We start from the raw sequence: 12,845 nt of genomic DNA, 5'->3' as shown, positions 1-12,845 counted from the left end.
GATGTCGTTTTCCGTTCTTCGCCGTGGACTGGCCGCGATGGCCCTTCTGGTCGGGGGGCTTGGCCAGATGGCCGGGGCCGAGGTGCTGCGTATCGGCATGATCACGCCGCCCTCGCATCAATGGACGATCTCGGCCCATGCCGTGGCCGAAAGGCTGAACGCGCAGACCGAAGGGCGGCTGGTGCTGTCCGTCATGCCCTCGGGGCAGTTGGGGAATGAGGCGCAGATGCTGCAACAGTTACGTTCCGGCGCGCTGGACATGGCCTTCCTGACGGTGGGCGAACTGGCCAACCGCGACCCCGATTTCGGCATCCTGGTCGCGCCCTACCTGGTTCCCGACGCCGAGACCGCCGCGCGTCTGCTGGAGGGGCCGACGGCGGCCTCGCTTCTGGAAAACAACCTTGCGCCGCTGGGGCTGCATGGGCTGGGCTATGGCATGGCGGGAATGCGTATCGTGCTGCTGTCGCGTCCGCTGGCTGACGGCGGGACCGTCGCCGGGCGCAAGATCCGCACGGTGCCGCTGGCGCAGGAACTGGACTTCTGGTCCACCGCCGGCGCGGTGCCGACGCCCTTGCCGCTGCCCGATCTGTTCGACGCCTATGCCAACGGCCAGATCGACGGGATGCAGCTTGATCTGGAAGGGACGTGGAACAACCGCTTCCAGGATTATTCCGCCGTGATCCTGGACAGCGAACATATGATCTTTCCGATGTTCGCCGTCGCCTCGGGCCGCAAGTGGCAGTCGCTGGACCCTGCCGACCGCGATCTGATCGCCCGGCTGGTGGCCGAGGAAGCCGCCCATATCCGCGCCGCCTATCCGCAGATCGACGCCGATTATCGCGCCCGCCTGACCGAGGCAGGTGCCCCGATCATCCGCCCCGGTCCCGAGATCTTCGGCGATGCGGTCGAAAAGTGGTATGAGACTTGGCGCGAGCGCACCCCCCTGCTGGTCCAGCTTGAGGATGAGGCCCGCGCCCTGCAAGCCGACTGATCTATCCGGGCAGGGTGGCGGCGATATTGTCGATCAGCCGCACCCCGCCAAGCCAGGCCGCGGCCAGCAGCCGGGCGGGTTGGCCGGGCTGCGGCTGCGCCAGCGTCCGGGCGTCGCGCAGTTCCAGATAATCGACGGGGCCGAAACCCGCCCCGGCCAGCGCGGCGCGGGCCTGCGCCAGCACGGGGGCCGCATCCTCGCCCGCCTCGATCCTGCGGGCGGCGTCGAAGAGCGTCCGGGGCAGAAGCGCGGCCCTTTCGCGATCCGCCGCCGTCAACCGCTGGTTGCGCGAGGACAGCGCCAGCCCGTCCGGCGCGCGGGTGGTCGGGCAGGCGACGATCTCGACCGGCATGTGCAGGTCGCGCACCATCTGGCGGACGACCTGCAACTGCTGCCAGTCCTTTTCCCCGAAATAGGCGCGGTGCGGGCGGGTCAGGTTCAGAAGCAGCGTCACCACCGTCGCCATGCCGTCGAAATGGCCGGGCCGGTGCGCGCCCTCCAGTTCGTCGGTGATCCGGGTGACGGAAACGCTCGTGGCATGGCCGGGCGGGTAGATCAGCGCGCCATCCGGCACGAAGACCGCATCGACGCCCAGGGGGGCCAGCAGCGCGGCGTCCGCCTGCTCGGTCCGGGGATAGCGGGCCAGGTCCTCGGGGTTGTTGAACTGGCGGGGGTTGACGAAGATCGTCACGATCACCCGGTCGCAGCTTTCGCGGGCCATGCGCACCAGGCCAAGATGCCCGTCATGCAGCGCGCCCATCGTCGGCACCACGCCGATGACCTGCCCCGCCGCCAGCCATGCATCGGTCAGGGCATGCAATTCGCCGGGCTGGCGGATGATCGGCGCGCTCATCCCTTGCTGTCCTGGGCCTTGCTGTCCTGGGGGCTGTCCGAAAATGCATGTTCCGGCGCGGGAAAGGCGCGGCTGCGCACCTCGTCGGCATAGGCCTGGATCGCCTGCGCCGCGTCCCCGCCAAGTTCGGCATAGCGTTTGACGAAACGGGGCCGGAAATCGGCGAAAAGGCCCAGCATGTCGTCGATGACAAGGATCTGCCCGTCGCAGTCCACGCCCGCGCCGATGCCGATGGTGGGCACGGGCAGGGCTTCCGTGATGCGGCGGCCAAGCGCGGCGGGCAGCTTCTCCAGCACGACCGAGAAGGCCCCAGCCTCGGCCACGGCAAGGGCATCGTCCATGACGCGCGTGCCCGCCTGCCCCCGGCCCTGCACGCGATAGCCGCCAAGCGTGTTCACCGCCTGCGGGGTCAGTCCGACATGGCCCATGACGGGGATGCCGCGCGCCACCAGAAAGCGGATCGTTTCGGCCATATGCGCGCCGCCTTCCAGCTTGACGGCCTGGCAGCCGGTCTCGCGCATCAGGCGGGCGGCGTTGCGGAAGGCCTGTTCGGGGCTTTCCTCGTAGCTGCCAAAGGGCATGTCCACGACAAGGCAGGCGCGTTGCGATCCGCGCGCGGCGGCCTGTCCGTGCAGGATCATCATCTCCAGCGTCACGCCGAGGGTCGAGGGCAGCCCGTGCAGCACCATCCCCAGGCTGTCGCCGACCAGCAGCACGTCGCAGGACCGATCGACCAGCTTCGCCATCGGCGTGGTATAGGCGGTCAGGCAGGCGATCGGCGCGGCGCCCTTGGCTGCGCGTATGTCGTCGGGCGTGATGCGGCCCTTTGCGGCTGGGGTGATGCTCATCCTCGTCCTCCACTTGCGATTGTCCACGGGCGGGACGCCTGCGCCATAGCAGTTGACGATCCGCAGGCCAAGCAAAGGGTGATTCGCCGCGCGGGACCCGAAGCCCGAAAACGGAAGCGTTCAGAGGTCCGGGCGACAAGTTCGGATAGTAAGGTTTTCCAAGTGTTTCAATCCAGGGGTGTAAAATATATAATTGAAAATGTTATTGCGGGTATTTGAATCGGCAACTCCGCCCAATTGTCTGGAATTGTCGGCGGAACCCTGCCACCCGGTATTTAGCGGTAACTTGACGGATGATCCATATCCCACAACAAAAGCGCATGCAGTGGAAGCTGCCTTTTTCTGTTGGGTGATCGGTTTATCGTGGCTGGGCATGTCTGAAATGCGGATTTCAGGCGGGATGGCGATGCCTTGGGGTATTGCCTGCGCTGCGGGGACTGCATGCCTTTCGCGCCTTGCCGCGGGCATGTCCGTCCGAACCATCCTTCCCCGAAGAAGGCCGGGAACCGCTTGAAATACAGGAGAATCCCATGTCGTCGCCTTTAGGTTCAAACGTCTTCTACGTCGGCCACAGCCTGGTCAGCCCACGGCTGCCGGGTATGATGGACAGCCTTGTCCGGGATGGCGGAGCGGCAGGAGATATCGACTATCAGATCATCAACGGCGCGCCGCTGAGCTATAACTGGAACAATGGCGCGGGGGCCGAGGGCCAGAATGCGCGCAATGCGCTGGCAAGCGGAAATTACGATGTCGTCGTGCTGACCGAGGCAATCCCGCTTGCCGAACATATCCGTTATTCCAACGCCAATGGCGCGGCGTTGAATTACTTCAACCTGGCGGTTTCGTCCAATCCCGATGCGCAGGTCTACATGTATGAGACCTGGCACGGTTTCAACCTTGCGGGTATCGACGGCAACCCCGCCGCATGGCGGCAGCGCATCCTGGACGATGCCGCGCAATGGGAATCCATTGTCGATCATGTGAACGCCAATCGCCCCGAAGGCACGAAACCGATGCTGCTCGTCCCCGCCGGGCAGGCTATGGTCAAGCTGCATGACGCGATCGAGGCGGGGCAGGTGCCCGGCGTGAACTCGATCACCGAACTGTTCAGCGACGATATCCACCTGACGGATGTTGGTATGTATTTTGTAGCGGTGGTGATGTTTGCCACGATCTTCGGCACCGATCCGTCGGGGCTGACGAACCAGACGACGAACCAGTGGGGCGGGAATTTCCCGGCGCCGTCGGCGCAGATGGCCGAGGCGTTCCAGAAGATCGCATGGGATACGGTCAACGAATACGACCGCGACGGGGTGAACGACGGCGGGGCCTCGCCCGCGCCGGTCGACCCTGCGCCCGTCGATCCCACGCCGGCAGAGCCTGCGCCGGTCGAGCCGGAACCTGAACCTGAACCCGAACCCACGCCCGAGCCTGCGCCCGAGCCCGTCGATCCGGCCCCCGGCGTTCCCGATCCGGGCAATCCCGGCGGCGGGGCGAACGGGCACCTGACCAACCCCTCGGTCGGCCTGGGCCTGAACGGGGTCGAGGACTGGACCACGCAATCGCCTTTCCTCGACGTTTTCAAGACCGCCCGCGAATGGACCGGGCACGAGCCGGGCAGGTGGGGCGGCGTTTCGCGCGATGCGGTCGATGCGGTGCTGGACGAAAACGGCTGGCCCACGCGGCTGCCCGACGGCGCGCAATCCATCGGCACGCTGATCCTGACCGAACTGCCCGCCGACATGGTTTCCGCCGCCGGGCGCTATCGGCTGACCCATGACGGCGAAGGCCAGATCGAGATCGCCGGGGCATCGAACGTCACCTATGGCGATGGCGAGATCTGGTTCGACTATCGCCCCACCGGGCGCGGCATGGTCACCATCGACATCACCGCGACCCAGCAGGGCAACCACATCCGCAATATCGAGATCGTCCACCAGGACCATATCCCGGCCTTCGACCAGGGCGCGATCTTCAATCCCGCCTGGCTGGAGCTGGTCGGCCAGATGCGTTCGCTGCGCTTCATGGACTGGATGGAGACGAACGACTCGCGCCAGTCGGAATGGGCTGACCGCCCGCAGGCGGGCGACTATAGCTGGGCCACCAGCGCGGGCGTCCCGCTGGAGGTGATGGTCGAACTGGCCAACCAGACCGGCACCGATCCCTGGTTCACCCTTCCGCACCTGGCGACGCCGGAATATATCCAGAACTTCGCCGCCTATGTCCGCGACAACCTGGACCCCGGTCTCAAGGCCCATTTCGAATATTCGAACGAGGTCTGGAACTGGCAGTTCGACCAGGCCCAATGGGCCGATGCGCAGGGCAAGGCGCAATGGCCGGGCGCCGGCGATGCCTGGGTCCAGTTCTATGCCGGCAAGGCCGCCGAGATGGCGCAGATCATCGACCGGGTCTATGGCGATCAGGCGGATGACAGGGTGGTCAAGGTGCTGGCCACCCAGACCGGCTGGCTGGGGCTTGAGGATGCGATCCTGAACGCGCCCCGCTGGGTTGCGGGCAATCCCGGCAGCAGCGCGCCCGCCAGCTATTTCGACAGCTATGCCGTGACCGGCTATTTCGACGGCGGGCTGGGCCGGGGCGACAAGCCCGAGCTGGTCAAGTCCTGGCTGGCCGAATCGATGTCGCGGGCGCAGGCCGAAGCGGACCGGCTTGGCCTGTCCGGTCAGCCGCGCGAGGCCTATATCGCCAGCCACCGTTACGATCACGCGGGCGAACTCGCCTTTCGCGAACTGCTGGACGGTTCGGTCACGGGCGATACGGACGGCTCGTTGCAGGACCTGTTCGAGCAATTCGCCTATCACAAGCAGGTCGCCGACCGTCACGGGCTGCAACTGGTCATGTATGAGGGCGGCACCCATGTCGTCGGCGTCGGCCGCTGGGTCGGGGACGACGAGTTGACCGGTTTCTTCACCTGGCTGAACCAGCACGACCGGATGGGCGATCTTTACGCCTTGCTGCTGCAAGGCTGGCGCGACGCGGGCGGGACGCTGTTCAACGCCTTCGTCGATGTGGGCCGCCACAGCCAATGGGGGTCATGGGGCGCGCTGGAACATATCGACGACGTGTCCGCCCGCTGGGCCGCGCTGGAAGAGTTCAACCGCAACAATCCCGGCTGGTGGGAAGAGCGCGACCCCGATGCCTTCATCGGCACCGCCGAGGGCGGCGCGCCCCGGCCCGACAATCCCGATCCGACCGACCCCGAGCCTGTCGATCCCGATCCGGTCGATCCGCCGGTGACGGGCCGTCCGCCGGTCGATCCCCAGCCTGCCCCGCCGCCGACCGTCGATCCCGACGGCACGATCCGCGGCAATGACGGGTCCGAGCTTATTCGCGGCACCACGGGCGACGACCGTATCCTGGGCCTTGGGGGCAGTGACACGATCAATGGCCGAGCGGGCAACGACACGCTGGAGGGCGGCGCGGGCCATGACCTTCTGCAAGGCGCGGCTGGCGACGATCTGCTGATCGGGGGGCCTGGCAACGACACGCTGAACGGCGGGACCGGCGACGACACCCTGCTGGGCGGCCGTGGCGACGACCGGCTGATCGGCGGCGACGGCAACGACCTGCTGGAGGGCGGGGCCGGGCAAGACTTCCTGAACGGCGGCGCGGGCAACGACACGCTGAACGGCGGCGCGGGCGACGACCGCATTCTGGGCGGTGCGGGCGCCGACCTGATCGACGGCGGCAAGGGCGACGACTTCCTGCACGGTGGTGCGGGCAACGACACCATCCAGGGCGGCTTTGGCGCCGATACCGTGAATGGCGGTGCGGGCGACGACCTGATCATGGGCGGTGCGGGTCACGACCTGCTGGTGGGCGGCGGCGGCAACGACACCATCCACGGCGGGATCGGGCACGACACGATCCGCGGCACTTCGGGCGACAACGTGCTGATGGGCGAGGCGGGCAACGACTCGATCGACAGCGGCAGCGGGAACTCGACCATCAACGGCGGGCTTGGCGACGACGTGATCTTCGTGCGCACCGTCTTTGGCCAGGACCACCTGCTGACCGGCGGGCCGGGGGCGGATACGTTCATCTTCCAGAACGCCAGGGGCACGCCCGACAGCACCAGCGTCATCACCGACTTCGAGCTGGGCACCGACCGGCTGTTCGTCCAGGGGACCGAGATCCTCGTCGATGGCGACCTGGCCGGATATGCCGACCGGGGGATTACCTTCGACACGGACGAGGCGGGCGACATGGTGGTGCGCTTCGACGGGGGCGACACGATCACGCTGCGCGGCGTCGGGCAGGACCTGTTCTGGGCCTGACGGCAACCCCCTGAAAACCGCTTGACGGGTCCGCGGCGCGGGCCTGTCCTTCTTTCGGGCGGCGGCGGACTCATCCCCCGGCAAGGCGCCGGACGTGGTCGCGCACGGCGGCCTCGCCCGGTGCGCAGGCGTCCAGCAGGCGGGCGCGGGTGTTCGCGGGCAGGGCATCGGCGCGGCTGGGGCGGGTGCGGGGCAGGGCGGCGGCGCGCCTCAGCCAGTCCTCGGGCGCGCTGCCCGCCAGGAAATCGCCAAGCCGGGCAAGCTGGGCGGCGGGGTCGCGGGTCAGCGATTCATAGGACAGGTGCAGGATCCGGCCCGGCGGGATCGCCGCCATCGCCTGCGCCCCCCGGATCATCATATGCGACCAGAATGCCGCCACATCGGCCAGATCGGGGCGGCGGTCCAGGATAGACGCCTTGGGCATCACGCCGCCCGCCGCCTGCAACCAGCGCCAGACCCCGGCGCGGCCATAGTGGCCGCCCGGCGCCAGCAGGTCCAGCCCAAGCGGGCGCAGCCGCTTCCACATCCAGACCGCCATCCGCGCCGCCGGATAGTCGCGCATCGACAGCACCGTATCCGCACCGTTGCGGGTCAGCCAGACGAAGCGCGCCTGCGGAAACATTTCTTGCAGCGTCGCCGCCGCCACCACCGACCCGCCCGAGCGTTCGACCCAGACCCGCCGGCCCATGCGCTGCGCCAGTGCGCCGAACAGATCGCGGTAATGCGCGCCCGCATCCTGGCGCGGGGCTTGCAGGGCGACCTGGCCCAGCCAGTGAAACAGCGCGTCGGGCCGGTCGCTCAGATGGGGCAGGGCGACGGACAGAATGGGTGGACAGAAATGCGGATCGAAGCGGCAATCGGATTGCGCGCCATAGAGAAACTCGTCCGGTGCGCGGGTCGGGTTTCCCATCGCCGCACCCAACCGCGTGGGCCGCGACAGCCCGCGCCAGAACCGGGCGGCGCTGATCTGGCCTTGGGGAAAGGCATGGGGACCTGCGGTCGAAAAGACCTCGGACAGGCTGAGCAGCTCGGGATGCATGCGGATGACCCGCGACACCAGCGTCGAGCCGCAGCGGGCCGAGCCAAGGACGAGAGCCGTCACGACGGATAGCGCGCCAGCACCGCGTCCAGCATCGCCCCCGCGATGCCCTGCGCGCTCTGGCCCGTCACCAGGTCCAGCCGCCGCCCGAGGTCCAGCGCCAGCGTGCCGTGGATCGCGACATAAAGCTGTTCGGCCAGTTCCATCGCCTGCGATTCGTCCAGCGCGGGGGCGTGTTCGCGCAGTAGGCCGCCGACCTGGCCCAGAAGCGCGCGGATCGCCTGCACATACCAGTCGGGAAAGGCCTCGCGCTGGCGGGTGCCGCCGAAAAGCGCGCCGAAAAGGGCGGGATTGTCCTGCATGAAGCGGATGTATTCGCCGCATAGCCGATGCAGCCGGTCGCGCGGGGTGCCCGTGGCCGGCAGTTGCGCAAACAGCGATCCGATCCGGGCCAGCGTATCGCGGTTGACCTCCATCAACAGGTCGGACATCGAATCGAAGACATTGTAGATTGAGGCCGCCGTATAGCCCACGCGCCGGGCGATGGCGCGCGCGCTCAGGCCCTCGACCCCTTCGTGGCGCAGGATCTCGCGGGCGGTTTCAAGGATGGACTGGCGCAATTCCTCGCGCGGGAGACGTTGGGGGCGGCTCATGCGGCACCTTTAATTAACACTGTTCAAAAATTAGCTTGACGCAGTTGGCGGGCTGGGTCAAGTTGTTAATGAACGGTGTTCAATAATGGTGAGCCAGATGAGTGTCATGTCGCCTGTGAACGGATTGCGCATCCTGGGAACGGGGAAATACCTGCCCGAAAGGCGCGTCGCCTCGGATGAGATCGACGCGCGCATGGGCTGGCCTGCGGGCCATACGCAGGCCCGCTACGGGCTGGGTGCCCGCCATGTCGCGCAAGGCCCCGAGACCAGTTCGATGATGGCCGAGGCCGCCGCGCGGCAGGCGCTGGAGCGCGCGGGCCTGCACCCGCAGGACCTGGACCTGATCCTTGGCGGTTGCGGCGTGATGGAGCAGGCGATCCCCTCGACCGCCACGCTGGTCCAGGCGCGGCTGGGGCTGGGGGCGTCGGGGATACCGGCCTATGACGTGAATGCGACCTGCCTCAGCTTCGTGCAGGCGCTGGACCTGGCGGCGATGAAGATCGCCTCGGGGCAGGCGCGGCGGGTGCTGGTCTTTGCCGCCGATATCGCCTCGGTCGGGCTGGACTGGGACGAACCCGACACGGCGGCGATCTTCGGCGACGGCGCGGCGGCGGTGGTCCTGGGCGCGGATGAGGGCGGGGACGGGGGCATCCTTTCCAGCCGGTTCGAGACCTATGGCGATGCTCGCGACGCCTGCGTGCTGGAAGGCGGCGGCACCCGGATTTCCGCCGCCGTCGATCCGCAGGCGGCCGCCCGCGCGTCCTATTTCCGCATGGACGGGCAGGCCGCCTTTCGCGCTGCCGCCCGCCATCTGCCGCGATTCCTGCGCCGCCTGCTGGGCGATGCCGGGGTCGCCATGTCCGACCTGGCCTGTATCGTGCCCCATCAGGCCAGCGGGTTGGCCTTGCAGCACGGGCTTGCCCGGCTGGGCCTGCCGCCGGACCGCGTGATGATGACCTTTGCGCGCCACGGCAACCAGATCGCGGCCTCGATCCCCATCACGCTGGATGCCGCCGTGACCGAGGGGCGGCTGAAGCGCGGCCAGCTTGCGCTGATCCTTGGCACCTCGGCCGGGGTGTCCATCGGCGGCATGGTGGTGCGCTACTGATGGGCGCGCTGGTGACCGGAGCGACCGGCTGCCTCGGCGCCGCGCTGGTGGATCTGCTGCTGGCCCAGGGGGTCGAGGTCACGGCGCAGGGCCGCGACCCCGTGGCAGGCGCGGCGCTTGAACGCAAGGGCGCGCGCTTCCTGCCGCTGGACCTGCGCGATCCGCAGCCGCTGCTGCCGCATCTGCGCGGGGTGCGGACCGTCTATCACTGCGCGGCGCTTTCGACCGCATGGGGCCGCGCCGCCGATTTCCAGGCGATCAACGTCACCGCGACGCAGCACCTGCTGGGTGCCGCGCGGCTGGCGGGGGTCGGGCGGTTCGTCTTTGCCTCGTCCCCCAGCATCTACGCCGACGGGACCGACCGGCTGGACCTGCCCGAGGACGCCCCGCTGCCCGCCCGTTTCGCCACCGATTACGCGCGCACGAAGTTCCAGGCGGAATGCGCGGTGCTGGATGCCGATGCGCCGGGGTTTCGCACCGTCGCGCTGCGTCCTCGCGCGATCTATGGCAAGGGCGACCGCGCGCTGATGCCCCGGCTGGAACAGGCGATGCGGCGCGGTACGCTGCCCCTGATCGGCGGCGGCGACAGCCTGATCGACGTGACCCATGTCAGCGACGCCGCCCGCGCGATGCATCTTGCCGCGCAGGCCGCCGAGCGGGCAGGCGGTCGGGCGTTCAATATCACCTCGGGGCAGGCATATCGCTTTCGCGATCTGGCGCGGATGGCGGCGCGGGTGCTGGGGCTGGACCCGCGCGAAAGGCGGCTGCCCTATGGCCTGGCGATGGCGCTGGCCTCGGGGCTGGAGGGGTTCCACCGCGCCTTTCGTCCGCAGGCCGAGCCGGTGCTGACCCGGCAGGCCGTCGCCTCGCTTGGCCGCAGCCTGACGCTGGACATTTCCGCCGCGCGCCAGGTGCTGGGCTATGCCCCGCGGGTTTCGCTGGAACAGGGGGTGCAGGATTATGCCCGTGCCTGAGGTCACGCCCCTGCGCATCGGTGAATGCCGAGGCCCCGATTTCGCGACCCGCCGGGGCGGGGCGCTGCGCATGGCGCGCTTTCCGGCGGGGGCTGCGCTGATCGGCCTGCCCGACGGGCGGCGGGTGCTGTTCGACACCGGCTATGGCCGCGCCTTCTTCGACGCGACCCGCGCCCTGCCCGAGCGCGCCTATCGCTGGACCACCCCCGTGCGGCTGGACCCGCATGAAAGCCTTCCCAAGGCCCTTGGCGGCCAGCCGCCGTCGCTGGTCATCCTGTCGCATCTGCATGCCGATCACGTCGCGGGGCTGTTCGACCTGGACCCCACGCCGCCCGTCCTGCTGTCGGGGGATGCGCTGGCACGGCTTGGCGCCATGTCGCGGGTGCAGGCATTGAAGGCCGGTTGTCCGCGCCTGCTGCGCGACAGGCTGCTGGCCCTGCCGGCGCAGTTCTTCCACGACCTGCCGCAGGCCGCGCCGCCGCCCGGCTTCGCCGGCTTCGGCCCTGTCCGCGACGTGACCGGGCAGGGCGACCTGCTGCTGGTCCCGCTGCCGGGGCATGGCGACGACCAGCATGGGCTGTTCCTGCCGCGCTCTTCGCACGGGCCGCTGTTCCTGATCGCCGACGCGGCCTGGAGCGTGGAGGCGCTGCGCCGCGACACGCCCCCGCCGCGCTGGACGCTGGCGCGGCTTGGCGATGCGGCCGCCTATCTTGCCACCTTCGCCGCGCTGCGCGGGCTGATGCGCCAGCGCCCCGAGATCACCCTTCTGCCTGCGCATTGCCCGCAGGCGCTTGCGCGAAAGGACAAGCGATGATCCGCAGTTTCTGGCAGGCGCGCTATGGCGCGGGTTTTCCCGACCGCGATGCCGTCGCCCACCACCAGGCGCGGGGGATGGACCGCCTGCGCCGCCGCATCATGGGGCGGTCCCCCCTTTATGCGCCCCTGGCCGACCGCCCGGTCGAGGACTGGCCGCTGATGGACAAATCCCGCATGATGCGCGATTTCACCGCCATCAACACCTGCGGCATCACCCTTGAACAGGCGCTGGACGTCGCCACGAAAGCCGAGGAAAGCCGCGATTTTTCCCCGATGATCGGACAGGTCGCGGTGGGGCTGTCCACCGGCACCTCGGGCCAGCGGGGGCTGTTCCTGACCAACCGGCGCGAGCGCGCGATATGGGCCGGGGTGATGCTGGGGCGGTTCTGGCCGCAGCCCCTGCTGCGCCGCCAGAGGATCGCGTTTTTCCTGCGCGCGAACAATGCGCTGTATGAAACGCTTGGCAATGCGCTGATGCAGTTCCGTTTCTACGACCTGCTGGACACGTTCGAGGGCCACATCCCCCGGCTGGCCACGCAGGACCCGACCGTGCTGATCGCGCCCGCGCAGATCCTGTGCCTGCTGGCCCAAGCGCAAGAGGCCCGCGCGCTGCGCCTGCGCCCCTGCCGCATCATCTCGGTCGCCGAGGTCCTGTCGCCCGAGGACGCCGCCCTGATCCGCCGTGCCTTCGGCGTTCCGGTCGATCAGGTCTATCAATGCACCGAGGGGGTGCTGGGCTACACCTGCCGGGCCGGCAGCCTGCACCTGAACGAGCGTTTCATCCGCTTCGACCGCGACGTGATCGACCTGGATACCGGCGCCTTCTGCCCGGTCATCACCGATTTCACCCGTGAATCGCTGCCGATCCTGCGTTATCGGCTGGACGACGTGCTGGTGCCCGACCCGGCGCCTTGCCCTTGCGGCTGCGCCTCGGTGCGGCTTGCGAGGATCGAGGGGCGGGCGGATGACATCCTGTGGTGGCCCGCCGCGCAGGGCGGGCTGCGCATGATCCCCTCGGACGCGATCCGGCAGGCGGTGGCGCTGCTGCCGGTGCCGGTGCGGGACTATCGCGCGATCCAGCACGGCCAGCGCAGCCTGCACGTCTGGCTGGACACCGACCGGCCCACGCAGGCGGCCACGGACCTGCGCGAAAGCCTGTCCAGGCTGGCCGCGCGCCACGGCTGCACGCTGCCCGCGCTGACGCTGCACAGCGGCCTGCCCGTCGAAACGGCACCCAAGCGGCGGCGGGTCGTCGCGTTGCCCTGATC

Annotated in this window: 10 protein-coding genes; 6 read left to right on the top strand and 4 right to left on the bottom strand. The window is 68.7% G+C overall.

The genetic code is table 11. From position 1 onward, the window contains the following. The first annotated feature begins 1 nt into the window (after position 1). Complete coding sequence (locus Q0O97_RS02370) at positions 2 to 991, top strand: TRAP transporter substrate-binding protein (protein ID WP_294924296.1); 990 nt, start codon at positions 2 to 4, stop codon at positions 989 to 991. 1 nt (position 992) lies between these two features. Here Q0O97_RS02370 and panC read toward each other — a convergent pair whose 3' ends face one another. Continuing rightward, complete coding sequence (gene panC, locus Q0O97_RS02365; RefSeq protein ID WP_294924293.1) at positions 993 to 1,844, bottom strand: pantoate--beta-alanine ligase; 852 nt, start codon at positions 1,842 to 1,844, stop codon at positions 993 to 995. Beyond that, positions 1,841 to 2,692, bottom strand: a complete 852-nt coding sequence (gene panB, locus Q0O97_RS02360; RefSeq protein WP_294924290.1) for a 3-methyl-2-oxobutanoate hydroxymethyltransferase — start codon at positions 2,690 to 2,692, stop codon at positions 1,841 to 1,843. The genes panC and panB overlap by 4 nt, the downstream gene beginning before the upstream one ends. 530 nt (positions 2,693 to 3,222) lie before the next feature. Here panB and Q0O97_RS02355 point away from each other — a divergent pair. Continuing rightward, positions 3,223 to 6,987: a calcium-binding protein gene (locus Q0O97_RS02355; protein WP_294924287.1), complete on the top strand. Its 3,765-nt coding sequence runs from the start codon at positions 3,223 to 3,225 to the stop codon at positions 6,985 to 6,987. A 70-nt stretch (positions 6,988 to 7,057) separates the two neighbouring features. Here Q0O97_RS02355 and Q0O97_RS02350 read toward each other — a convergent pair whose 3' ends face one another. Continuing rightward, positions 7,058 to 8,089 carry a sulfotransferase gene (locus Q0O97_RS02350; protein WP_294924285.1) on the bottom strand — a complete coding sequence of 344 codons (1,032 nt, stop codon included), beginning with the start codon at positions 8,087 to 8,089 and terminating at the stop codon, positions 7,058 to 7,060. Beyond that, positions 8,086 to 8,679, bottom strand: coding sequence for a TetR/AcrR family transcriptional regulator (locus Q0O97_RS02345; RefSeq protein WP_294924282.1), 594 nt, complete (start codon positions 8,677 to 8,679; stop codon positions 8,086 to 8,088). Before Q0O97_RS02345 ends, Q0O97_RS02350 begins: the two co-directional genes overlap by 4 nt. A gap of 106 nt (positions 8,680 to 8,785) precedes the next feature. Here Q0O97_RS02345 and Q0O97_RS02340 point away from each other — a divergent pair, with 106 nt between their 5' ends. The 4 genes from Q0O97_RS02340 to Q0O97_RS02325 are packed head-to-tail and all read left to right on the top strand — an operon-like array spanning position 8,786 to position 12,843. Further along, the gene (locus Q0O97_RS02340; protein WP_294924279.1) at positions 8,786 to 9,787 is read left to right on the top strand and encodes a beta-ketoacyl-ACP synthase 3; all 1,002 of its coding nucleotides are present in this window, start codon (positions 8,786 to 8,788) and stop codon (positions 9,785 to 9,787) included. Positions 9,788 to 9,798: 11 nt separating this feature from the next. Further along, positions 9,799 to 10,761, top strand: a complete 963-nt coding sequence (locus Q0O97_RS02335; protein ID WP_294924276.1) for an NAD-dependent epimerase/dehydratase family protein — start codon at positions 9,799 to 9,801, stop codon at positions 10,759 to 10,761. Further along, positions 10,748 to 11,575, top strand: coding sequence for an MBL fold metallo-hydrolase (locus tag Q0O97_RS02330; protein WP_294924273.1), 828 nt, complete (start codon positions 10,748 to 10,750; stop codon positions 11,573 to 11,575). The genes Q0O97_RS02335 and Q0O97_RS02330 overlap by 14 nt, the downstream gene beginning before the upstream one ends. Further along, entirely contained in the window at positions 11,572 to 12,843 is a 1,272-nt protein-coding gene (locus Q0O97_RS02325) for a F390 synthetase-related protein (protein WP_294924270.1), read from the top strand. The genes Q0O97_RS02330 and Q0O97_RS02325 overlap by 4 nt, the downstream gene beginning before the upstream one ends. Positions 12,844 to 12,845: the final 2 nt, after the last annotated feature.

Source organism: uncultured Paracoccus sp. (genome assembly GCF_945915435.1).
Classification (GTDB): domain Bacteria; phylum Pseudomonadota; class Alphaproteobacteria; order Rhodobacterales; family Rhodobacteraceae; genus Paracoccus.
The sequence above is the reverse complement of the archived record's forward strand: the minus strand, read 5'-3'. Positions and strand labels throughout refer to the sequence as shown.